The sequence below is a fragment of the Hydrogenophaga sp. 2FB genome, from assembly GCF_005503365.1.
In the GTDB taxonomy this organism is placed as follows: domain Bacteria; phylum Pseudomonadota; class Gammaproteobacteria; order Burkholderiales; family Burkholderiaceae_C; genus Hydrogenophaga.
The window spans coordinates 1-21,607 of the sequence record NZ_SCML01000031.1; the positions used below are offsets into that span (position 1 = coordinate 1).

Annotated in this window: 17 protein-coding genes; 4 read left to right on the plus strand and 13 right to left on the minus strand. The window is 66.2% G+C overall.

Annotated elements, in window-relative coordinates; genetic code table 11:
• Window positions 1-10 precede the first annotated feature (10 nt).
• The gene (gene orn, locus FFS09_RS18140; protein ID WP_137920367.1) at window positions 11-562 is read left to right on the plus strand and encodes an oligoribonuclease; all 552 of its coding nucleotides are present in this window, start codon (window positions 11-13) and stop codon (window positions 560-562) included.
• A 90-nt stretch (window positions 563-652) separates the two neighbouring features.
• The gene (locus FFS09_RS18145; RefSeq protein WP_137920306.1) at window positions 653-2,248 is read left to right on the plus strand and encodes an inorganic phosphate transporter; all 1,596 of its coding nucleotides are present in this window, start codon (window positions 653-655) and stop codon (window positions 2,246-2,248) included.
• A 25-nt stretch (window positions 2,249-2,273) separates the two neighbouring features.
• Here the strand turns inward: FFS09_RS18145 and FFS09_RS18150 are convergent, their stop codons facing one another.
• The 7 genes from FFS09_RS18150 to FFS09_RS18180 are packed head-to-tail and all read right to left on the minus strand — an operon-like array spanning window position 2,274 to window position 8,408.
• Window positions 2,274-3,584 carry a four-carbon acid sugar kinase family protein gene (locus FFS09_RS18150; RefSeq protein ID WP_137920307.1) on the minus strand — a complete coding sequence of 437 codons (1,311 nt, stop codon included), beginning with the start codon at window positions 3,582-3,584 and terminating at the stop codon, window positions 2,274-2,276.
• A 5-nt stretch (window positions 3,585-3,589) separates the two neighbouring features.
• Window positions 3,590-4,870: a ribulose-bisphosphate carboxylase large subunit family protein gene (locus FFS09_RS18155; protein WP_137920308.1), complete on the minus strand. Its 1,281-nt coding sequence runs from the start codon at window positions 4,868-4,870 to the stop codon at window positions 3,590-3,592.
• Between the two features lie 7 nt (window positions 4,871-4,877).
• A complete protein-coding gene (locus tag FFS09_RS18160; protein ID WP_137920309.1) occupies window positions 4,878-5,420 on the minus strand; it encodes a VOC family protein in 543 nt (180 codons plus the stop codon).
• Window positions 5,421-5,465: 45 nt separating this feature from the next.
• Complete coding sequence (locus FFS09_RS18165) at window positions 5,466-6,260, minus strand: transporter substrate-binding domain-containing protein (RefSeq protein ID WP_137920310.1); 795 nt, start codon at window positions 6,258-6,260, stop codon at window positions 5,466-5,468.
• A 47-nt stretch (window positions 6,261-6,307) separates the two neighbouring features.
• Window positions 6,308-7,036 (minus strand): amino acid ABC transporter ATP-binding protein, encoded by a 729-nt coding sequence (locus tag FFS09_RS18170; protein WP_137920368.1) that lies wholly within the window; start codon window positions 7,034-7,036, stop codon window positions 6,308-6,310.
• A gap of 14 nt (window positions 7,037-7,050) precedes the next feature.
• Window positions 7,051-7,722 (minus strand): amino acid ABC transporter permease, encoded by a 672-nt coding sequence (locus tag FFS09_RS18175; protein WP_137920311.1) that lies wholly within the window; start codon window positions 7,720-7,722, stop codon window positions 7,051-7,053.
• Window positions 7,719-8,408, minus strand: coding sequence for an amino acid ABC transporter permease (locus tag FFS09_RS18180; RefSeq protein ID WP_137920312.1), 690 nt, complete (start codon window positions 8,406-8,408; stop codon window positions 7,719-7,721). Before FFS09_RS18180 ends, FFS09_RS18175 begins: the two co-directional genes overlap by 4 nt.
• Window positions 8,409-8,633: 225 nt before the next feature.
• Here FFS09_RS18180 and FFS09_RS18185 point away from each other — a divergent pair, with 225 nt between their 5' ends.
• Both FFS09_RS18185 and FFS09_RS18190 read left to right on the plus strand, forming a co-directional pair.
• On the plus strand, window positions 8,634-9,662 hold the full coding sequence (locus tag FFS09_RS18185) for a LacI family DNA-binding transcriptional regulator (RefSeq protein ID WP_137920313.1): 1,029 nt from the start codon (window positions 8,634-8,636) through the stop codon (window positions 9,660-9,662).
• Between the two features lie 356 nt (window positions 9,663-10,018).
• The gene (locus tag FFS09_RS18190; protein ID WP_137920314.1) at window positions 10,019-11,962 is read left to right on the plus strand and encodes a DEAD/DEAH box helicase; all 1,944 of its coding nucleotides are present in this window, start codon (window positions 10,019-10,021) and stop codon (window positions 11,960-11,962) included.
• 193 nt (window positions 11,963-12,155) lie between these two features.
• On the opposite strand, the gene FFS09_RS18195 is transcribed toward FFS09_RS18190, so the two are convergent.
• The 6 genes from FFS09_RS18195 to FFS09_RS18220 form a co-directional block, all read right to left on the minus strand.
• Window positions 12,156-14,171 carry a hypothetical protein gene (locus FFS09_RS18195; protein WP_137920315.1) on the minus strand — a complete coding sequence of 672 codons (2,016 nt, stop codon included), beginning with the start codon at window positions 14,169-14,171 and terminating at the stop codon, window positions 12,156-12,158.
• Window positions 14,172-14,356: 185 nt separating this feature from the next.
• Entirely contained in the window at window positions 14,357-15,769 is a 1,413-nt protein-coding gene (locus FFS09_RS18200; RefSeq protein WP_252374419.1) for an efflux transporter outer membrane subunit, read from the minus strand.
• A 35-nt stretch (window positions 15,770-15,804) separates the two neighbouring features.
• Window positions 15,805-19,026 (minus strand): efflux RND transporter permease subunit, encoded by a 3,222-nt coding sequence (locus FFS09_RS18205; RefSeq protein ID WP_137920317.1) that lies wholly within the window; start codon window positions 19,024-19,026, stop codon window positions 15,805-15,807.
• A gap of 74 nt (window positions 19,027-19,100) precedes the next feature.
• A complete protein-coding gene (locus FFS09_RS18210; protein ID WP_137920318.1) occupies window positions 19,101-20,399 on the minus strand; it encodes an efflux RND transporter periplasmic adaptor subunit in 1,299 nt (432 codons plus the stop codon).
• A 424-nt stretch (window positions 20,400-20,823) separates the two neighbouring features.
• Window positions 20,824-21,144, minus strand: a complete 321-nt coding sequence (locus tag FFS09_RS18215; RefSeq protein WP_137920319.1) for a DMT family transporter — start codon at window positions 21,142-21,144, stop codon at window positions 20,824-20,826.
• Between the two features lie 5 nt (window positions 21,145-21,149).
• Window positions 21,150-21,602, minus strand: a complete 453-nt coding sequence (locus FFS09_RS18220) for a carboxymuconolactone decarboxylase family protein (protein ID WP_137920320.1) — start codon at window positions 21,600-21,602, stop codon at window positions 21,150-21,152.
• Window positions 21,603-21,607 lie beyond the last annotated feature (5 nt).

Sequence of the window (21,607 nt, forward strand, 5' to 3'; positions counted from 1 at the left end):
CGACACCCCCATTCCCACCCTGGCCAAGAGCGACCAGAACCTGGTGTGGCTGGACTGCGAGATGAGTGGGCTCGACCCCGAAAAAGAACGCCTGCTGGAAATTGCGGTGGTCATCACTGGCCCGCAGCTCACGCCGCGCGTCGAAGGCCCGGTGATCGTGGTGCACCAGAGCGACGCGGTGCTCAACGCCATGGACGCCTGGAACAAGGGCACGCACGGCAGGAGCGGACTGATCGACAAGGTCAAGGCCAGTACGGTGAGCGAAGAGCAGGCGCAGGCCGAGTTGCTGGCGTTCATTGGCAAGTACGTGCCGAAGAACGGCTCGCCGATGTGCGGCAACACCATCAGCCAGGACCGCCGTTTCCTCGTGAAGTACATGCCCAAGCTGGAGGCCTACTTCCACTACCGCTGCCTGGACGTGAGCACGCTCAAGGAACTGGCCAAGCGTTGGCGGCCCGAGGTGTATGACTCTTTCAAGAAGCACCAGAAGCACACCGCCCTGGCCGACGTGCACGAGTCGATCGACGAGCTCGAGCACTACCGCACCCATTTCCTGCGCTGATTCGGCGTTGTTTCCCCTGGTTTCCCCCCCTATGCGCGGCGTGAATGCCGCGCGGCACGTTTTCCAACTTGATCTTCCGCTGAGTTCAGCATGACAAAAAAATCCCGCCGACGGTTCCTGTTCAAGCACCAGGAGGTGCTGCAACTGATCGCTGCGTTGTTGTTCCTCTTGCTGGTCGGGGTCTACGCCTCGCTGACCGGCGCGTCCACCGCGGGCCTGAGCACGTCGGCCGTGTGGCTGTTGATCGTGGCCGCCTCCGTGGGCGCCTACATGGCCATGAACATTGGCGCCAACGACGTCGCCAACAACATGGGGCCAGCCGTGGGGTCGGGCGCCATGACCATGGGCTGGGCGATCCTGATCGCCGCCATCTTCGAGGCCCTGGGCGCCATCGTGGCCGGTGGTGACGTCGTGAGCACGATCAAGGGAGGCATCATCGACCCGGACGCCATTTCGGACCCGGCGCTGTTCGCCTGGGTGATGTTCTCGGCCTTGCTGGCCGGCGCGCTGTGGCTGAACCTGGCCACCGCGCTGGGCGCACCGGTGTCCACCACCCACTCCATCGTGGGCGCGGTCATGGGCGCGGGTATCGCGGCCGGCGGCTGGGGCCTGGTCCACTGGGAAACCATCGGCCAGATCGTGATCAGCTGGGTGGTCTCGCCGCTGGCCGGCGGTGCGATGGCAGCGGCCTTCCTGTACATCATCAAGCGCAGCGTGACCTACCGCAGCGACATGATCGAAGCCGCCAGCCGCGTGGTGCCGATCCTGATCGCCACCATGGTGTGGGCGTACACCACCTACATGCTGCTCAAGGGCCTGGGCCAACTGGTGCAAGTGGGCGTGGTGCAGGCCTTGCTGGCCGGCGTGGTGCTGGCGGTGGTGGTGTGGGCGCTGATCCGCAAGCCGATCGCGGCCATGGCACGGCGGCACGACAACAGCAAGAAAAGCGTCAACCGTTTGTTCACCTGGCCGCTGATCTGCTCGGCCGCGCTGCTGAGCTTTGCCCATGGCGCCAACGATGTGGCCAATGCCATCGGGCCGCTGGCCGCGATCTACGAAGCGGTGAAAGAGGGTGCGATCGCGACCTCGGCCGGCACGCCACTGTGGATCATGGTGCTCGGTGCCCTGGGCCTGGCGGTGGGGCTGACCTTGTACGGCGCGCGCCTGATCAAGACCGTGGGCAAGGAGATCACCGAGCTGGACAACATGCGGGCCTACGCCATCGCCATGTCGGCCACCTTGACGGTGATCGTCGCATCGCAAATGGGCATGCCGGTGTCGACCACCCACATCTCGATTGGCGCGGTGTTCGGCGTGGGCTTTCTGCGCGAGCTGTTGAAGGTGAACTACGCCAAGATGGAGGCGGTGGTGCGCGCCGGCCACCAGGGCGCCGACCGCGATGTAGTGGAAGCCTATCTGAGCCAGTTCGAAGCGGCCGAGGTGGGCGAGAAGAAGCGCATGCTCGCCGAGATGAAACAACGCGCCAAGCAACGCGAGCTTGCCGCGGTCGAAGACGGTGCGGTGTTCGCCAAGAAGGAACAGAAGGCGTTCAAGAAGGCCTACAAGAAGGAAATCGTGAAGCGCTCGGTGGTCATGCGCATCGTGGCCGCGTGGATCATCACGGTGCCCGCCACGGCCGTGCTGGCGGCCATCGTGTTCTACATCGTGCGCGCGGTGCTCAACTGACGGATGCGCGCCCACCGGGCGCGCATCAGCTTGCTGTGCCCTTCAGCAGCCGCTCGAACATGTCGGTCGGCCCCATCTGACCGCCCTTGAGCATGAGCTCCAGTCCGTCGAGCGATGGCTGGTCGCTGCGCGCGCGGCTCAGCGTGACGCCCGGCGCCAGCACGCCCTGACAGGTCAAACCCCAGATGCCGAGCCGCTGCACCGCGAGGCTGGAGGTGTCGCCACCCGCGATGCCGACGCGGCTCAGGGGCTGGCCGGTGTTGACGCGGGTGCGCACGACGCTCGCCACGAGATCACCTGTGGCGGACGCGATGGCGTGGGCGTCGAGGTCGGCGTGGCGCGTGCGGGCTTCCGTGTGCAGCAGCACGTGTTGTCGCGCGGCGAGACCGGCGAGCGCCGCATCGCCGCACGCCGTGGCATAGCCGGGCTCTTCGAGCAGGCGGCGCACGTCGACGGCAATCTTTTGAAACGATGCCGCGGCCGCCACCTGCGCCGCGGTCTGCGGTGAGAGGCTGCCGGCGAACGCGAACACCGGCGTGCTGACGGGTTCTGGTGCGGGCAGGGTGGAAGCCTGATCGGTGGCATTCCAGTGCGCCGCGAGCGCTTGCACCACACCACTGGGTCCGACCACCAGCAGTGGCGCCTGCTGCGCGCTCTGCCAGATCAGGCGGCCCACCGGGGCGAGGTCTTTCGATTCCGACACATCCATCAGCACCGCGTCGGGCCGCGTGGCCAGGACCTGTTGCAGCGCGGCGTCCTGCGCACCGAGTGGCCGCGCGTGACCCGGGTAGTGCAGGGCGGCGACTTGCAAACCCTGTGCTTGCAGATGCCGGCGCAGATCGGCCTCGCCCATGGGTGTGACCGGGTGCTGGCTCATCGTGGGATGGCGGTCGATGCGGTGCACCTCACCGCCCGCTCCCGCGGCCGCGAACAACTGGCTGAAGCAGCAGTAACGGCCGATGTTGGGCTGTCCGCCCACGATCGGCACCCAGGCGCTGTGGATGTGCTGGTTCAGCACGCGCACTGCCTGGCCGATGCTGCCGACGTGGGGCGCGCTGTCAAAGGTGGAACAGCACTTGTAGTGGACCACCGGCGCGCGCAATGCGGCGAAGAAGCGGCCCACGGGTTCGAGCTCGTCCGCCATGGCCTGCGGGTCCATGGCGCGCGCGGCACCCGCGATGCCGATGGCGTCCAGCGGGCCGGCGGCCTGCAGATGCGCCGCGCTCGGTACGCCCAGAAAAAGCAGGCTGCGCAGCCCCGCCTGGGCCGCCGTGGCCAGGGTGTCGGTGGCGCCCGTGAAGTCGTCGCCGTACCAGGCCAGCCGTGGGGTGTTCACGCGATCTACTTCGTCTTGGGGCCGAAGAACGCCAGCGCGGCCGCCAGCTCGGGGGCTTCGCGCGCGGCGTCGGCGAGCGCCACGCCGGCCCGCGCGGCGGCCCAGGCCTGGCGGATGCTCGCCACGCCGGCCGCAGGGCCGTTGGGGTGCGCGAGGATGCCACCGCCGGACATGAACATCAGGTCGTCGGTGCCCACGGCGGCCCAGGTCGCCGGCACGGTGCCGGCCCACTGGCCCGACGAGAACGCCGGCATCACGGCGTCGGCGTGGCCGTCGGTCAGGGGTGCGAGACAGTCTTGCGCCGACTCGATCACTTCTTCATCCGGTTGCGAGAACTTGCCTTGCAAGCCGTGCACGTGCATGTGGTCCACGCCGGCCAGGCGCCACAGCGTCTGGTAGGCCTGGAAACCGATGCCCAACAGCGGGTGGCGTGCGAGCGCGCCAAAGCCGTTGCGGTGGCCGTGGATCGCCAGCGGCGTGTGGCGGCGCAGGGTCTGCAGGGCCGAGTAGCCGCACCAGTTCAGGCTGGCCATCACACACGAGCCACCTTCGCGTTCCACGAGGTCGGCGTGGCGGCGCATGGCGTCGGTTTCGTCGGTGATGTTGAAGGCGACCATCACGTGTTTGCCGGTGCGCTGCTGGTGCTCGCGCACGACAGCCATGACGGCGGGCACGCGCTCGGCCAGCGGGGCGTGCGCGGGGTCGGCACACACCTCGTCGTCCTTGATGAAGTCCACGCCGGCGGCGCAGAGTTGCGCGACGAGCTCGGCGGTTTGCGCGGCGGAGAAGCCCACGTTGGGTTTGATGATGGTGCCCACCAGCGCGCCGCTGGACACGCCCGTGCGCTGCCGCGTGCCGGCGATGCCCAGTTGCGGCATGTCGAATCGCGCACGGTACGCAGCCGGCAATTGCATCGATTCGAGGCGCATGCCAGTAACCTCGCCGAGGTCGTACAGGTTGCCGCTGACCGTGGCCGCCAGCGTGGGCAGGTTTGCGCCGATGTTGGCGGTAGGGAAAGCGATGCGCACGCGCGCGCGCCGCCACGGACCACCGCGCCCCTGCCGTTCCAGCAAAGCGTTGGGCAGGCTGGGGGCCGTCGCATCGGGCAGCGGCTCGATGTGTTCCACCGTGGCGCGGGCGCGTTCGCGCAGGTCATCGGTTTCGCCCTGCACGCGGGTGAAGGTGCCGCAGGACTGTTCACCCGCCATCACCTCGGCCACCTGCGCGGGCTCCAACGGGGTTTCGATCAGGTAGGTGGCGTGCAGGCGCTCGGCGGACGTGGTCATGGGGCGGTCAGATCTTGCTCAGGTCGGGGAAAGGGCGCACGGGCTCGGTCACGCCGTCCCAGGTCTTCGACGATTCGCGGATCAGGTCGAACATGCGGCCCTTGGGACCGGCCACTTCCGACAGCTCGATCACGGTGCCCGGGTGGTACTCGGTGTCGAAGTAGATGAAGCGGCCACGCTCGCCCACCTCGCCCTGCATCTTGGGCTTGAAGCCCTCGGCCAGCAGTCGCTTGAGGTCGGCGTCGTAGTCGCTCGTCCAGTAGGCGATGTGCTGCAGACCGGTGCGCCCGGCCTGCAGGAAGTCGCGGTACATCGAGGGCACGTCGTTGCGCGTCTGGATCAGCTCCACCTGCACGAAGCCCGAGTTCGCGAGCGCCACCGAGTTGTGCGGCTCGTAGTCCTTGCCGTCGTACTGGTAGTTCTTGATCGGCACGCGCGGGTTGTAGTACCAGGGGCCCACGCCCAGCGTGCGGCTCCAGTAGTCCATGGCGGCTTCGATGTCGTGCACGACATAACCGAGCTGGCGGATTTCTCCGAAATGGCGACTCATGTGTGGTTCTCTCTCAGGTGCAAATGCGGAGTCAGACGATGGCGTTCACTTCGCGCCGTCGACGATTTCCTTGGGGATGGGCACGCCGGCGTGCTTCAGGTGGATGGCGTTGAGCTTGCCGTTGGACAGGTTGGTCTTGACCCAGCCATTGACCCAGTTCATCAGCTCGGGCTGGTTCTTGCGCATGGCCACGGCGAGCTGGTAGGACTGCAGGATGAACTTCACTTCGAAGTCGCGCGCCGGTGCGCGCTTGGCGATGGCCGCGATGATCGGCGGCGTGATCGCGACGATGTCGGTCTGGCCGCTGGCGGCGGCCGTGATCGAGGCGGCTTCGTCGTCGAAGCGCACCACCTTGGCTTGCGGTGCGCGCTCGGTGACGATCTTGTCTTGCGGGCCACCGCGCGTGACGGCGATGGTCTTGCCGGCCAGGTCGTCGATGCCGGTGATCTTCAGGCTCTTGGGCGCGCCCACCGCAGCCTGGATGGCTCCATAGGGAACCGAGAAGTCCACCGCCTTCTGGCGCTCGGGCGTGATGGACAGGGACGAGATGATCAGGTCGGCCTTGTTCGACAGCAGGTTGGGGATGCGCGCGGAGTTGGTCGAATTCACGATCTCCAGTTGCACACCCAGGTCTTTGGCCAGCAGCTGCGCGGCTTCCACGTCCGAGCCCGCGGGGTTCACCTTGTCGTCCACGTAGCCGTAGAAGGGCGCGCTCAGGTCGATCGCGATGCGGATCTTGCCTGCTGCCTTGATGTCGGCCAGGTCGGCCATGGCCGGCAGGCACAACGCGCCCAGGGTGGCGGCGAGGACGGTGCGGCGCAGGATGCGGGACGTGTTCATGGTGTGTCTCCAGGTGTTGTGGGAAGGAACGAGGGAAAAGGGAACGGTCAGAGACCGTGCGAAAGAAACTCGCGCAGTTCGGGCGTCTGCGGGTCGCGCAGCATGGTGCCGGGCCCGGTCTCCCAGACCTTGCCCTCGTGCATGTAGATGATGGTGTCGGCCACGCGCGCGGCGAAGTCCATTTCGTGCGTCACCAGCACCATGGTCATGCCGCCTTCGGCCAGTTGTTCGATCACGCGCAGCACCTCGCCGGTGAGCTGCGGGTCCAGCGCGGAGGTGACTTCGTCGAACAGCATCACCTGCGGCTCCATCGCGAGCGATCGCGCGATCGCCACGCGCTGCTGCTGCCCGCCCGAGAGTTGTTCGGGATAGGCCTGCGCCTTGTCGGCCAGGCCCACCTGGCGCAGCGTGCGTTCGGCGATCGCCTTGGCGTCGGCCGCCGAGAGGTTCTTCACCGCCTTGGGCGCGAGCGTCACGTTCTGTTCCACCGTGAGATGCGGGAACAGGTTGTAGCTCTGGAACACGATGCCCACGTCCATGCGCAGCTTGCGCAGGTCGATGGCCGGGTCGTGCACCGCGTGGCCGCACACCTGGATGGTGCCGCTGTCGATGATCTCCAGCCGGTCGATGCAGCGCAGCGCGGTGCTTTTTCCCGAGCCGCTCTTGCCGATGATGGCCACCACCTGGCCCTTGGGAATGGCGAAGGACACGCCCTTGAGCACCTGGTTCGCGCCGAAGCGCTTGTGCACGTCCTTGAGTTCGACGACCGTGGTCATGGCGTTGTTTTCTTTCATGTCTCGCTCGGAATGCGGGTGCCCACGTGCAGTCGCTGTTCCAGCTTGCGGCTCCAGACCGACAGCGGGAAACACATCGCGAAATACAGCGCCGCGATGATCAGGTAGACGAGGAAGGGTTGAAAAATCGAGTTGTTGATGAGCTGGCCGGCGCGCACCAGCTCGACGAAACCGACGATGGAAGCGAGCGAGGTGTTCTTCACGATCTGCACCATGAAACCCACCGTGGGCGGCGTGGCGATGCGCAGCGCCTGTGGCAGCACCACCAGTCGCATGCGCTGGGCGCGCGACAGTGCCAGACACTCGGCCGCTTCCCATTGCGTGCGCGGCACCGACTCGATGCAGCCGCGCCAGATCTCGCCGAGGTACGCGCTCACGTAGACCACCATCGCGATGCTCGCGGCCACCAGGCCCGGCAACTCCAGGCCCATGATGCTCAGGCCGAAGTAGCACACGAACAGCACCACCAGCAGCGGCGTGCCCTGGATCAGCTGGATCCAGCCGATCGCCAGCCAGCGCACGGCCTTGTTGGGGCTGATGCGGCACAAGGCGATCACGCCACCCGCCAGGCCACCGCCGATGAAGGCGATCAGCGACAGGCACACCGTCCACAGCACACCCACCGCGAGGAACTGGATGTGAAAAAGATTGAGTCCACCGTCGATCATTTGCTGGCTCCTGCACCGAGCCGGCGCTTGCGCGTGAACACCATCTGGCCGAACAGCCACAGCCCGGCGCGCATCAACAGCGACAACAACAGGTACCCCACGGCCACCAGGATGTAGGCCTCGAAGGGACGGAAGGTTTCGGACTGCACGCGCGCCGCAATGGCGGTGAGTTCCTCCACCGAAATCTGCGACGTGATCGACGTCGCCAGCATCAGCAGCACGAACTGGCTGGTGAGCGCGGGGTACACCTTCTCCATCGCCGGGCGCAGGATCACGTGCCAGTACACCTGCCGGCGCGTGAGCCCCAGGCACTCGGCCGCTTCGAGCTGGCCCTTGTGGATCGAGTCCATGCCCGCGCGCATGATCTCGCACGAGTAGGCCGCCACGTTGATCACCAGCGAGACCAGCGCCGCCGTGAACGCCGACACCTTCCAGCCCAGGCTGGCCAGGCCGAAGAACACCAGGAACACCTGCACCAGCAACGGCGTGTTGCGGACCACTTCCACATACGCGCCGCAGAGCTTCGAGAGCCAGCGCACCTCGCCGCGCCGGCCCACGGCGAGCAAGGTGCCGATCGCAAACCCCAGCACCGTGGCCGGGAACGACAGCTGGATCGTCATCCAGGCACCCTCCAGGAACAGGGGCCAGGCCGCCAGCACGCTGGCGAAATCGAATTCGTAGTTCACGCGAACCGTTCCTCGTCAGCCGCTCAGAAGCGGGAACGCAAGGCAGCCGTGGCGGCGGAAAGTGGATCGCATGTTGTCTCCTGGAACCCCGTCGGCTGCTGAGGCCATCCGGTTTGTTGTCTGATTGGATTTGATGTGTTGATGCATCAGAATCGAGATCGATGTTATCGTTTGACGCCATCAGATACCAGTTGAAGTATTGATGGTTTTTGATTGATTTACCGCATGAGCAAAGCCGCCCGCATCCCCGACATCGCCCACATGGCCGGCGTCTCTACCGCCACGGTGGACCGCGTGCTCAACCGGCGACCCGGCGTGCGCCGGGCCACGGTCGAGCGCGTGATGCAAGCCGCCGAGCGCCTGCAGTATTTGCCCGATGCCGACGTGCGCGCCGCGCTGCAACCACCGCCCATGCAGCTCGTCTTCCTGCTGCCCGCTGGCAGCAACCGCTTTCTGCGCATGCTGGGCGACACCATCGGCTATTCGCAGGAACACTGCACACCCTACAACGTGCAGTGCCGCGTCGAGTTCGTCGAAGGCTTCAACCCCGAGGTGCTGGCCAAGGCCTTGCTGCGCCACGGTGCGCGCGCCGACGGCATCGCCTTCATGGCGCTCGAACATCCGCTGGTGCGCGACGCGGTGGACCAACTGGCCGAGCGGGGGGTGCACACGGTCACCCTGATTTCCGATCTCTCCGGCGCGCGCCGCGCCGCGTACGTGGGGCTGGACAACCGCGCCGCTGGCCGCACCGCCGCGTACCTGATCGCGCGCTTCATCGGCGAGCGGCCCGCGCAGGTGGCGATGATCGCCGGCAGCCTGAGCTACCGCGCGCACGAAGAACGCGAAATGGGCTTCCTCTACCTGTTCAAGGAATCCTTTCCGCGCATCGAGGTGGTGGGCCTGCGCGAAGGCCACGACGATGCCGAGCGCAACTACATCCTCACGCGCACGCTGCTCGACCAGTACCCCGACCTCGCCGGCATCTACAACATCGGCGGCGCGTCCGACGGCGTGGGCCGCGCGCTCAAGGAAGCCGGGCGCGACCAGAAAGTGGTGTTCATTGGCCACGGCCTTTCGCCCGACACGCGCGGGCTGCTGATCGACGGCACCATGGACGCCGTCATCAGCCAGAGCCCGCAGGGCGCGATGCTCACCTGCGTGCGCATCTTCGCCAACCTGCGCGACGGGCGCGACGCGCTCACCGGGGTTGAAACGGTGCGCGGGCAGATCATGTTTCGCGAGAACCTGCCGTAGACCGCTCAGCGGACTTGCCGCGGAATCGCGGAAACCCCCTGGGGTTTTCCCGAATCTGTGCCATAATCGTGGGCTTCGCAGGCAACTGCGATGATTTGTGCATCTGCCTCACACACCAGGCTCCCCGAACACCCGGTTGGCACGTTGTCCGTCAAGGACTTCACCAACTCCAGCGGATGGGGCCTTCGCTCCCGGCGTCACGCTTCTTTCTGTGACCCAAGGCGCGTCGATCGTTTGATGGTTGATGTTTTGTAACCACGAACGGATCCGACGCCACGGAGCTGCCACCTTTTCAGGTCGGCCGTCCCTTCAACGTTTGCATTCGATCAATTGCGCCTGATGGCGCATGGACGAACATGAGCGACTCTTTTGAAGCCCGCGGCGATTTCACGCCCGAAACCCTGTCTGCCGATACGGACGCAGACACCTCCACCCCCATGACCGCTGAAGCCGTCGAGCCTGTGGTGCCGGCCGGCCCCAACGGCTTCGAACTGCTGGGCCTCGCGCCCGAGCTGGTGCAAGCTTGCGTGGACCTCGGTTACACGCAGCCCACCGGCGTGCAGAACAACGTGATCCCCAAGGCCTTGCTGGCCGAAGGCGAGCAGCGTTTTGCCGACCTGATGGTCTCCAGCCAGACCGGCAGCGGCAAGACCGCCGCCTTCCTGCTGCCCGTGCTGCACACCCTGCTGCAGCAGCGCGCCGCCGCCGATGCCAAGGAACGCGCCGAACGCGAGCAAGCCGTGGCCGATGCCCTGGCCCGTGGCGAAGCACCGCCCAAGGCGCCCAAGCGCAAGGACCCGACCAGCTCGCGCAACTTCAAGCCCGCCACGCCCGGCGCGCTGATCCTGTGCCCCACGCGCGAACTCGCGCAGCAGGTGGCCAACGACGCCATCGACCTCGTGCGCCACTGCCGCGGCCTGCGCATCGCCAACGTGGTGGGCGGCATGCCTTACCAGTTGCAGATCGCGCGCTTGCAGAACGCCGACCTCGTCGTCGCCACGCCGGGCCGCCTGCTCGACCTGCAGCGCTCGCAGCAGCTCAAGCTCGACCAGGTGCAGTTCCTGGTGGTGGACGAAGCCGACCGCATGCTCGACCTCGGCTTCTCCGACGACCTCGCCGAAGTCAACGCCCTGACCAGCCAGCGCCGCCAGACCATGATGTTCAGCGCGACCTTCGCGCCGCGCATCCAGCAACTCGCCATGCGCGTGATGCACGAGAACGGCAAGCACGCGCAAAAGGTGCAGATCGATTCGCCGCAAGAGCAACACGCCAACATCAAGCAGGTGCTGTTCTGGGCCGACCAGGCCGACCACAAGCGCAAGCTGCTCGACCACTGGTTGCGCGACACCACCATCAACCAGGCCGTGGTGTTCTGCAGCACGCAGATCGAGTGCGATGGCCTGGCCAACGACCTGCAGCAATCCGGCTTCGCCGCCGTGGCACTGCACGGCGCGCTGAACCAGGGCATGCGCAACCGCCGCCTGCAGGCGCTGCGCGCTGGCCAAGTGCAGATCCTGGTCGCCACCGATGTTGCCGCTCGCGGTATCGACGTGCCCACCATCACCCACGTCTTCAACTTCGGCCTGCCGATGAAGGCCGAGGACTATACGCACCGCATCGGCCGCACCGGCCGTGCGGGCCGCGATGGCCTGGCCGTCACGTTCGCCGAGTTCCGCGACCGCCGCAAGATCGGCGACATCGAAGCCTTCACGCGCCAGCGCCTCAACGTCGAGACCGTGCCCGGCCTCGAGCCGCGCCAGCGCGCGCCGCAACCCGAGTTCGGTGGCCGTGGCCGCCCGGCCGGTCGTGGTGACCGCTTCGGTGGTGGTGGTGGTGATCGCAACTACGCCGACCGCAGCAACTTCAATTCCCGTGGTCCCGCACCGCGCGGCCCGCGTTTCGAAGGCCGTCCGGAACAAGGCCGCTTCGATGCACCGCGCGCCGAGCACGGCCGCCCCGATGCGCGCTTCGACCCGCGTTTCGAAGGCCGCGCCGAGCCGCGCAGCGAGAACCGCTTTGACAACCGCGGTGAAGGCCGTGGTGACCAGGGCGGCTACCGCAACGACACGCGCCCCGCAGGCCGTTCGTTCGACCGCGCACCGGGCGCCCGCCCAGGTTTCGGTCCCAAGCCCGCCGGTGGTTTCTCCAGCTTCGGTCGCAGCGACAAGGGCGGCGAACCGCGCGGTGGCTTTAGCGACCGTGGCAACGCTGAACGCGGCGCCATGCGCGGTGGCGAGTTCGCACCGCGCCGCCCCGAGGGCGCTCCGTCGCGTCCGATGGCGCGCCGCACGCCGCGCTGAGGCGGTCGACAAGGGCTCGCATCAAAGCCCTTGCGCCCGAGCCCTGACGGTTAATCCAAAAAGGAAGCCCCTCGGCGCGAGCCGAGGGGCTTCCTTGTTTGAGAGGTCAAGGCGTTCTGCTATCTGCCCTCTGCCATCTTCACGGCGAATTGTTTGAATGCAAGAAGTCTGTCATGCAGTCGGCGTGGAACTCTCAGTTCGATGGATTTGTCGGCGGCGATGGTTGTAGCGACGCTGATGTAGTCGTTGTCGTGGTGGTCGTCGTGATGGTTGTGTTGGCGTCGGAAATGGCGAAGGGCGGGTTGTTGACCAGATGCCGGTTGCGCTCGAAGACGTCCACCACCTGCTTCTGTGCATTCAAAATATCCGTCGCATCGAATTGTTCCGCGAGCAAGGCGCCCAGGTTGTTCAAGAGGCTGGTGTGCACCACCAAGGGGATGCCCCGCTCCTCTGCGTGCTGGGCGGCCAGGAGGTAGGCCACCTGACGCCCCAGCTCCTGCACCATGACACGGCCGTGGTCGAGTTGCTGCTGTGGCGCCGAAAGCATGGCGTTGGCCTTGGGCGCGACCAAGGCGAAGCCGGGTTCGAACGGCTTCTGACGATCGATGTCCTCGGGCATTCGCGTCCTCAAAGCGAACACGTACTTGCCCGACCCAGGCTTCAGGGGGTCACCCTCCTCGGGAACCTTGGTGGTGATCCGCTCGCACCCGTAAATCTGCTTGTCAGGACCTGTGACGAAGAGTTCGTGGTGCCGGGGCAGGGTGAGTTCCTTGACTCTCGGCAGCTTCCACAAGGCTTCGGTCAAAGCTACCGTCGCCTGCAGCTCCGTCACGCAACCCTCCAGATCGACCTTCTCGAGGAGGGCGAGTGCGCCCTCTGGATGCGCTTCTTGCGCCAACTGATCCAGCTGGCTGGCAGGGAGAAAAACGTTCTTGATCACGATGGTTGTCAGGGAAGGCGTCTCCTTGCTGCTGCTGCTGCTGCTGCTGCTGCTGCTGCTGCTGGATCGGCTTTCCTTCATCCTGGTGACCGCTTCCTGTGGATCCAGGTCGGAGCCTTGTTGTTGAAGGTCCTCCAGCTCAAGCACTGTGGGCGGCCAGTTGAATGTGATGCGCACCGTTTTCAGCGTGGGGCATTCCAGAGCGAGCGCGAAGATATGCGATTGGAGTTGCATGCCCTTCGGACTGAGGGTTGCGAGCCCGCCGGTCACCACCAGTTCGGTCAACGCTCCATGCTTTTTCAATGGGCTGAGGAGCAAATCGTCCACGTCGCCAACCATGAGCCAGGGTGCGCTCACCTCGATCTTCTGCAAGGACTTGATCTGACGGACTGTATTGATGAGGATCGGCAGCTCTTGGCCCGCAGTTCCTATTTGGGAGCCCCGCCGAAAGCTGACCGATGTCAACACCGCCCCCTCCCAGGTGGGGTCGATGTAGAGCTTGAGGGTCTCATGCAGGCGCAATAGGCCAGAGTTCTCCAGGGCGAGATGCTTCAGCGTTCTGCAGAAGGCCAGATCGTTCAACACCACCTTGAAGTTGCCGATCGCATCGTCGGAGAAAGCACCATGAAACCATGCGTCTCCCAGCGTGATCGACGCCAGTTGGCTCGACTTCCAAAAGTCGATCTCCGACGGCGCGGCCGGTGGCGAAACGAGATGGAGGTGGGTGGTGCCTGCTTTCAACAAGCCGGCCAGACCGACATTCAACGCCTCCGGCAAAGACATCAGAGGGTCGTGGAGGTTTTTCAGGACGACTCTCTGTGCGTCGATCTGGCTGAAATGCTTGTGCACTTCTTCTACGGTGTAGATGCTCCAGGGCGCCCAGTCGGAGCGCACGCTCAGGGTCAACGAAGATGCGTGGGGCGGCTCTTCCGGGCTTGTCCACTTGGCCATGGTCTCGTTGAAGAAGTTGCTGACCTTCACCAGCAAATCAAGTGCGTAGGCATTGGCGAGTGCAGAGCAAACTTGCGCGGCGCGTTTTTCCCAATCGGCGTCCGGTTTGACGTTGTCGGAGATATCCCCCAGGGCGGTGAGAAATTGTTGAACGGTTTCCGGGTGCCCGAGTCGCATGGCTTGCTCGTCTCGCAGCCATCGCATATTTAGCGACCCATTTTCCAAAAGGTGTTCCGTCTCGGTCTTTGGAACAGGGGGCAGATCCGAAGCGCCAATGGATGGCCGGGGTGATTGGGGCGTGTTGGACACGTTGCTCATCAATGCTCTCCTTCGGGTTGAGGTAGAGCATTTGTAACTTCCGCCTTTGGGCGGTTCAAACGCGCCGTGCAACCATCGAGCTCGAAGCTTCGTGTGATGTTCGGCGGAGGAGCGGTTGGGCCGCAGAACACGTACAGCGGTATGGTGCGCCGCTGTTGTGGTGGCCGTGGGACAAGCCTTCTTGCCTACCCGCCCAGCACCTTCCAAAGCGCGATGCGGTTGGCCTGCTCGGACAGGCGCAAGGCGATCAGGTTCTGTTGCGCCGCGTACAGGCTGCGCTGTGCGTCGAGCACCGTGAGGTAGTTGTCCACACCCGAGGTGAAGCGCGCTTCGGACAACTCGAAGGCCTGTGCGTTGGCTGCCACCACCGCTTCCTGTGCGCTCAGCCGGGCCTGCCATTGCTCGCGCTCGGCCAAGGCGTCGGACGCTTCGCGGAACGCGGTCTGGATGGTCTTCTCGTACTGGGAGATCGCGATCTCGCGGTTGGCCTTGGCCACGTCCACCGCCGCACGGCCGCTGCCGCCGTCGAAGATCGGGAAACGGATCTGCGGCACGAAGCTCCAGCTGCCGTTGCCGGTGCCGAACAGGTTGTCCAGCTCGCGGCTGCCGGTGCCCACGCTGGTGGTAAGGCTGATGGTCGGGAACAGCGCGGCTCTGGCGGCCGCCACGTTCGCCGCCATGGCGCGCAGGTTCAGTTCGGACGCGCGCACGTCGGGGCGCGAGAGCAACACGGTGGATTCGAGCGTGGCCGGGCGTTCCAGCAGGGAGGCGGGCGCCTGGGTGCCTTGCAAGGTGTCGGCCGTGGGCAGCCAGTCGGGATTCAAGCCGTTGCCGACCAGCAAGGCCAGGGCATTGCGGTCCTTCGCCACCTGCGCGGTGAAGGCCGCCACGTCGCCGCGCGCGGTCTCGACCGTGCTGCGGTTCTGAGCGAGCACAAGGCCGGAGGTGGCGCCCAACGCGTGGATGCGCTCGGTGAGCTGGTAGGCCTTTTCACGGCCGGCCAACGTGTCCTGCGCCAGCTTCAGGCGCGACTGGTTGGCGGCCAGGTTGAGCCAGGCGTTGGCCACGTCGGCCACCAGCGTGATGCGCACGTTCTGCTGGTTCGCCTCGGACTGCAGGAACTGCTGCAGCGCCGCGTCGTTCAGGTTGCGCACGCGGCCCCACAGGTCCAGCTCGAAGCTGGTGATGGCCAGTTGCGCGGTGTACTGGGTGCTGGTGGTGGGGTTGCCGGAGTTGGAGAGGTCCGCCGGCGTGCGGGCCCGGCTGCCCTGGGCGTTGGCCGCCACGGTGGGCAACTGCGCGGCGCTGGTGATGCCGTACTGCGCCCGGGCGCGCTCGATGTTGAATAGCGCGGTGCGCAGGTCGCGGTTGTAGGTGAGCGCCTGGGCGATGGTCTGGCGCAGGCCGGGGTGTTGCACCCAGACGAGGGCCTGCGCTTCGTCCAGCGCCTTTTGCGTGGCGTCGGCCGGTGCTTGCGGCTGGCCAATGACGGGAGCGACCACGCCTTGCACATCGGGTTGGGCCGGTGGTGTCAGCGCGCAACCGGCCACGAGCGCTGCGCTCAGCAGCGTCAAAGGGGTCCACAAGCGAAGGTTCACGGTGCGGCTCGGAAAACGGTTCGGGCTGCGCGGCATCAGGCTTCTCCCTGCACAGCGAGTTGCGCGGCCGTGGCGGCGGGCGGGGTGGCGAGTGGGGCCGTGGGCGAGGCCGCGGGCGGCGTCGCGAGTGGGACGTCTTCGGGGGCCTTCTGTCGGCGGTTGACCCAGCTGCGCACCAGCAGGAAAAACACCGGCACGAAGAACAGGCCGAGCATGGTGGAGAGCACGGTGCCGCCCAGCACGGCGGTGCCGATGGCCTGGCGGCTGGCAGCGCCCGGGCCGGTGCCCAGCGCGAGCGGCAGCACGCCGAAGCCGAAGGCCAACGAGGTCATCAGGATCGGGCGCAGGCGCCGTCGCACGGCTTCGACCACGGCCTCGAACACGCTGCGGCCCTGGTCCTGCAACTGCACCGCGAACTCGACGATCAGGATGGCGTTCTTCGACGCCAGGCCGACGGTGGTGAGCAGGCCGACCTGGAAGTACACGTCGTTGGACATGCCCCGCGTGTAGGTGGCCAGGAGCGCGCCGACCACGCCCAGCGGCACGGCCAGGATGACCGAGAACGGCACGCTCCAGCTTTCGTACAGCGCGGCCAGGCACAGGAACACGAACAGGATGGAGATGGCGTAGAGCAGCGGCGCTTGCGCGCCCGACTGGCGTTCCTGCAATGAGGCGCCGGTCCATTCGTAGCCGATGCCCAGGGGCATCTCTTTCATGATCTTTTCCACCGCACGCATGGCGGCGCCCGAACTCACGCCCGGCGCGGTCAGGGCCAGCATTTCCATCGCGGGCGCGCCGTTGTAGCGCATGAGCTGCGGCGCGCTGCTGGTCCAGGTGGTCGAGGTGAAGGACGACATCGGCACCATTTCGCCGCTGCGGTTGCGCACGGCCCACTGGCCGATGTCCTGGGGCAGCATGCGGTAGGGCGCATCGCCCTGCACGTACACGCGCTTGACGCGGCCGTTGTGCACGAAGTCGTTCACATAGCTCCCGCCGATGGCGCTGGAGAGCACGCTGTTGATGTCGTTGGTGGCCACGCCCAGCGCGGCGGCCTTGCGGTCGTCGATCACCACCTTGAGCTCGGAGGTGACGTCGAAGTCGGTGGTGCGCATGTTCACCAGTTCCGGGCGCTGGTTGGCCAGCTCGATCACCTTGTCTTTCGCGGCGCGCAGCGCGTCGTTGCCCAGGCCGTTGATATCCTTGAGCATGAAGTTCACACCTGCGTCCGAGCCCAGGCCGCGAACGGCGGGTGGCATGGACACGAAGATGCGCGCTTGGCGGATGCGCGCGAGTTCCTTCGTTGCCTTGCGCGAAATGGCTTCGGCGCTCTGCTCGGGGTTGGGTCGCTCGTCCCAGGGCTTGAGGCGCACGAAGATGTTGCCCGAGCTCTGGTTGCCGCTGTTGCCCGCGAGCGAGTTCACGCGCAGCACGTCGGGCTGGGCCTGGAAGTAACGTGTGATGTCTTGCAGCACCACGTCCAGCTGCGCGTCGGACGAGCCGGCGGGCAGGGTGACGCTGGCGGTGATGAAGCCCTGGTCTTCGACCGGCAGGAACGAGGTGGGCAGCTTCTGGAACAGCAGCACCACGCCACCGATGATCAACACGTAGATCAGCAGCATGCGCTTGGCGCGTTGCAGCAGCCGGCGCACGGTGCCCTGGTAGCGCGTGGCGTTGCGGTCGAAGCCGGTGTTGAACCCCCGGAAGAAACGATCGACGTGGCCCAGCCAACCCTTGCGCGGCTCGCCATAGTTGTGCTCCGTGGGCTTGAGGATGGTCGCGCACAGGGCCGGGGTGAGCGTGAGCGCCACCAGCACCGAGAACGCCATGGCCGAAACGATGGCGACCGAGAACTGCCGGTAGATCACCCCCACCGAGCCCGAGAAGAAGGCCATGGGAATGAACACGGCCGCCAGCGTGAGGCCGATGCCCACCAGCGCGGGCGTGATTTCCTTCATCGACTTGATGGTCGCTTCCTTGGCCGGCAGATGCTCCTGGTGCATCACCCGCTCCACGTTTTCCACCACCACGATCGCGTCGTCCACCAGCAGGCCAATGGACAGCACCATGGCGAACATGGTGAGCATGTTGATGGAGTAGCCCATGACGGACAGCACGCCGAAGGTGCCCAGCAGCACCACCGGCACGGCGATGGCCGGGATCAGCGTGGCGCGCAGGTTCTGCAGGAAGACGTACATCACGATCACGACCAGCAGCAAGGCCTCGAACAGCGTGATGGCCACTTCCTTGATCGATGCCTTCACGTAGGGCGTGGAGTCCGAACTGATGACGCCGGTGATGCCGTCGGGGAAGAAGGGCGCGAGTTCGGCCATCTTGGCGTTGATCGCGGTGGCCACCGCCATGGCGTTGGCGCCGTCGGCCAGCACGATGCCCAGGCCGGCGCCGGGCTGGTTGTTCAGGCGCGACTTGACGGTGAGGTTGTCGGCGTCGAGTTCCACGCGGCCGATATCGCCCACGGTGACCACCGAGCCATCGGTGGCGGACTTGAGCACGATGTTGCGGAATTCTTCAGGCGTCTTGAGCTTGGTGCGCGCCGTGATGGTGGCGTTGAGCATCTGGTCTTTCACCGCCGGCAGCGCCCCGAGCTGACCGGCCGACACCTGGGCGTTCTGCGAGTTCAGCGCCGAGATGACGTCCGAGGGCATGAGCGCGAACTGCTCCATCTTGGCCGGGTCCATCCAGATCCGCATGGCGTAGTTCGTGCCGAACACGTTCACGTCGCCCACGCCGTCGATGCGCGAGATCACATCGACCACGTTGCTGTTGATGTAGTCGCCAATCGCCACCTGCGTCACCGACGGGTCGGGCGAGGTGAAGACGAAGGTCATCAGGTTGTCCTGACCGCCCTTGTTGACGAACACGCCGCGGCTCTTCACGGACTCGGGCAGGCGGTTCATGGCGGCCTGCAGCTTGTTCTGCACCTGCACCTGGGCCACGTCGATGTCCGTGCCCGGCGCGAAGGTGAGCTGCGTGCGCGAGCGGCCGGCGGAGTCGCTGGTCGAGCTCATGTAGAGCACGTTGTCGATGCCCTTGAGCTGCTGCTCGATCACCTGCGTGACGGAGTCGGCCACGGTCTCGGCCGAGGCGCCGGTGTACAGGGTGTTGATCGACACGCGCGGCGGCGCGATGTCCGGGTACTGCTCCAGCGGCAGAGTGAAGATCGACATCGCCCCCGCCAGCATGATCACGATGGACAGCACCCAGGCGAAGACGGGGCGGTGAATGAAGAACTGGGCCATGGAGCAGCGTTTCGGAGGTCGGTTGGTTCAATGAGTCAGGGTGTTGCCGTGGGTTCCACCCTGCCGCTGCGCGCTCAGGGAGCGGGGCGTTTCGCCGGTGCCTTGCCGCCGGACGCATCCGCCTGCGCAACCACCACGCGGTTGCCTTCCACGCGCATTTCGAGCGGCGTCACGCTCTGACCCACGCGGGCTTTCTGGAAGCCGTCGACCATCACCCGGTCGCCACTCGCCAGGCCTTCGGCCACCAGCCACTGGGCGCCCAGGGCCTGGCCGAGCTTGATGGGGCGCTTTTCGATCTTGTTCTCGGCCGTGATGACCTGCACGCTCGGGTTGCCAGCCGGGTCGCGCCGCACGGCGGGCTGCGGCACCACGATGGCGTCGCTGGCTTCGCCGGTGGCCAGCTGCGCGCGCACGTACATGCCGGGCATCAGCACGCGGTCGGGATTGGGCACGGTGGCGCGCAGGGTGATCGCGCCGGTGGTCTGGCTCACGCTGGCCCCGGTGAACTGCAAGGTGCCCACGTGGGGGTACTTGCTGCCGTCTTCCAGGATCAGGCGCACCTTGGCGGCATTGCCTTCGACCTTGCCGAACACGCCGGCCTGCCATTGGCGGCGCAGCTCTAGCAGCTCGGCGCTGGACTGGGTGATGTCGACCAGGATCGGGTTGAGCTGGCTGATGGTGGTGAGCGGCTGCGTCTGGTTGGCGGTGACCAGCGCACCCGGCAGCACGGTGGACAGATCGATCTGCCCGCTGATGGGCGCGGTGATGCGGCTGTATTGCAGGTTGATGCGGGCGTTGTCCAGCGCGGCTTGCGCGACGGCGACGTCGGCCGCGCCCTGGGCCGCCTGGGCCTGGCTTTCGTCGTTGGCCTGGCGGCTGATGGCATCGATCTTCACCAGCTCGGCATTGCGCGCGGCGTTGGCTCTGGAGGTTTGCGCGGAGGCGCGGGCCTTGGCCAGCGCGGCTTCGGCGCTGGAGACGGCCGCCTGCAGCGAGCGCGAATCGATCTGGTACAGCGGCTGCCCGGCCTTGACGATGGCGCCTTCGGTGAACAGGCGCTGCTGCAGGATGCCCGAGACCTGGGGCCGCACTTCCGCACTCTGGGACGCCTTGGTGCGGCCGGTCAGGTCGGTGTGCAGGCCTTGGGCCTTCGGTGCGATGGTGATGTAGCCCACGCTCGGCGGCGGTGGAGGCGCGGCCGCGCTGCTGGCGTCCTTGCCGTTGCACGCCGCCACCATCGCCGCCACGGCCAGCGCCGTGCCGACCCCGGCCCAGCGCCGGGAGACCGTCTGTCGAGCAGGGCGCGGCGTGGCGGACGGGTGCTCGGAAGCCGGCTTTTCGTGATCGACGGAGTGCGGGGATGTGGATGGCATGGGGTTCAGGACGGACATTCGGGAGACGAGACGACGCGCATGGGGCCGGCTGCTGGCCGGGCGTGGGTGCCCTACAAGTAACCGATTATTTGCAAACCAACATGTCGGTTGTGTAAACCCGGCATGAAGGTCGCATAAAAGTGCTCCGCGCGCACGGCCCTTGTGAGAGACCGGGTGCCGGAGCGTTTTAATCAGACCCGCGGAGAACCCAGGAGTTCTATCAGATTCCCGACCAATTCGTTATTGGTGAGAACCGTCGAAGCGCGCGGCGTTGACACTTTCGTCACGCCCCGGCTTGGTGCAGAGGCGGCTTTAGCTCGCCTGCAGCGCCTTTAGCCGCCCGCTCGTCTGGTTGGCGAGGTCCTGCAGGTCGGCCAGGTAGCGCTCGACCAGCCATCCCCGGCTGCCCGGACTGACGCGGCGGTCAGAGACCCGACGTCAGCTTGAGCCCGACCACGCCCCCCAGGATCAGCGCGATGCAGAAGAGCCGCAAGGGAGCGGCCGAGTCGCCCATCACCGCGATGCCCAGCAGGGCGGTGCCCGCCGCGCCGATGCCGGTCCACACGGCATAGCCGGTGCCCACGGGCAGCGTGCGCAGCGAGAGCGAGAGCAGCACCACACTCGACACGCCCGTGGCGAGCGTGAGCAGCGAAGGCCACAGACGCGTGAACCCCAGAGAGGCCTTCATGGCCAGGGCGAATGCGATTTCTAGAAGGCCGGCGATGCCGAGCAGGACCCAAGCCATGGGTCTCAGGCCTTGACGGCGGCGGGCGTGGAGCGGAATGCCACGCCGAACCGGTTGAAGGCGTTCATCAGGCCGATCGCATAGGTGAGGTCGGCCAGCTCCTTGTCGCTGAATTCGGCTGCGGCGGCCGCGTAGTCGGCATCGGGAATGCCGGTGGAGGCCACGCGGGTCACGGATTCCGCCCAGGCCAGTGCGGCGCGCTCGCGTGGGCTGAACAAGCCGCCCGCGTCGTGCCACACCGCCACCAGGGCAAGCTTGTCCGCCGACAGGCCGGACTTGAGCAGATCGCGGCTGTGCATGTCGAGGCAGAAGGCACACCCATTGATCTGCGACACCCGCAGGTAGACCAGATCGACCAGGCCTTTGGCCAGGCCACTTTTCTGAACACTGACATACACGCCGCCAAAGGCTTTGAAGCCCTCGGGAGAGGCCTGTGCGTAGTCGATGCGATTGCTCATGATGG

What these genes read in the sequence shown, in the direction of transcription:
- FFS09_RS18145 (WP_137920306.1), top strand. Translation starts at nt 653, where the DNA reads ATGACAAAAAAATCCCGCCGACGGTTCCTGTTCAAGCACCAGGAGGTG.
- FFS09_RS18155 (WP_137920308.1), bottom strand. Translation starts at nt 4,870, where the DNA reads ATGACCACGTCCGCCGAGCGCCTGCACGCCACCTACCTGATCGAAACC.
- FFS09_RS18160 (WP_137920309.1), bottom strand. Translation starts at nt 5,420, where the DNA reads ATGAGTCGCCATTTCGGAGAAATCCGCCAGCTCGGTTATGTCGTGCAC.
- FFS09_RS18165 (WP_137920310.1), bottom strand. Translation starts at nt 6,260, where the DNA reads ATGAACACGTCCCGCATCCTGCGCCGCACCGTCCTCGCCGCCACCCTG.
- FFS09_RS18170 (WP_137920368.1), bottom strand. Translation starts at nt 7,036, where the DNA reads ATGACCACGGTCGTCGAACTCAAGGACGTGCACAAGCGCTTCGGCGCG.
- FFS09_RS18175 (WP_137920311.1), bottom strand. Translation starts at nt 7,722, where the DNA reads ATGATCGACGGTGGACTCAATCTTTTTCACATCCAGTTCCTCGCGGTG.
- FFS09_RS18185 (WP_137920313.1), top strand. Translation starts at nt 8,634, where the DNA reads ATGAGCAAAGCCGCCCGCATCCCCGACATCGCCCACATGGCCGGCGTC.
- FFS09_RS18190 (WP_137920314.1), top strand. Translation starts at nt 10,019, where the DNA reads ATGAGCGACTCTTTTGAAGCCCGCGGCGATTTCACGCCCGAAACCCTG.
- FFS09_RS18195 (WP_137920315.1), bottom strand. Translation starts at nt 14,171, where the DNA reads ATGAGCAACGTGTCCAACACGCCCCAATCACCCCGGCCATCCATTGGC.
- FFS09_RS18205 (WP_137920317.1), bottom strand. Translation starts at nt 19,026, where the DNA reads ATGGCCCAGTTCTTCATTCACCGCCCCGTCTTCGCCTGGGTGCTGTCC.
- FFS09_RS18210 (WP_137920318.1), bottom strand. Translation starts at nt 20,399, where the DNA reads ATGCCATCCACATCCCCGCACTCCGTCGATCACGAAAAGCCGGCTTCC.
- FFS09_RS18215 (WP_137920319.1), bottom strand. Translation starts at nt 21,144, where the DNA reads ATGGCTTGGGTCCTGCTCGGCATCGCCGGCCTTCTAGAAATCGCATTC.
- FFS09_RS18220 (WP_137920320.1), bottom strand. Translation starts at nt 21,602, where the DNA reads ATGAGCAATCGCATCGACTACGCACAGGCCTCTCCCGAGGGCTTCAAA.